General features: G+C 61.2%; 1 protein-coding gene. It reads left to right on the top strand.

Going from position 1 to position 673, the window contains the following annotated elements; translation table 11 throughout:
* On the top strand, positions 1–673 hold a 673-nt coding region (locus tag EN780_RS36445), incomplete at both ends, for a VCBS domain-containing protein (protein ID WP_210215109.1).

Here is a 673-nt window from a genome sequence, read left to right as displayed (position 1 = left end):
CACCGGCACGGCGACCGGAACCGTCGTCGAAGCGGGCAGTTCCAATGGCGGCGGCACACCGACAGCGACCGGCGACCTTCTGTCGACCGATGTCGACAACACCACGGACGCGTTCCAGGCCGTCAATTCCGCGACGGCCAGTGCGTCCGGCTACGGCACCTTCACCGTGACATCAGCCGGTGTCTGGACCTACACGCTCGACAATTCGAACCCGACGGTCAACGCGCTCAGCAACGGGCAGCCCTTGAGCGACAGTTTTACCGTCTATTCGGAGGATGGCACCGCAAAGCTGGTCTCGGTCTCCATCACCGGCGCCGACGACGGCCCGCCGCGCTTTGCGCCGACCGATATCCAGCTGACGCCGAGCACAACAACGGATAATCTGAATTTCAATTCCTTCCAGTTCACGGGAACCCTGAGCGCGACCGACTCAGATCCTGGCAGCTTTGTCTACAGCATCACCTCGCAATCGAATACGAACCTGTTTTCGATCAGCGGGAACACGCTCAGCTCGGGAAGCCTCACGACGAACAGCATATCCACCGTGACCGCGCAGGCCACCCAAGTCGGCGACCCGGTCGGGCCCGCATATCAGTACAGCGAGACGTTCCAGATCATAACGGGCAGCAACGGCTTGAACGCGGGAGAAACACTCAACGATCCCAGCAACAAC

The organism is Mesorhizobium sp. M4B.F.Ca.ET.089.01.1.1 (assembly GCF_004022605.1).
Lineage (GTDB): Bacteria > Pseudomonadota > Alphaproteobacteria > Rhizobiales > Rhizobiaceae > Mesorhizobium > Mesorhizobium abyssinicae.
This window is presented reverse-complemented; position numbering and strand designations above follow the sequence as displayed.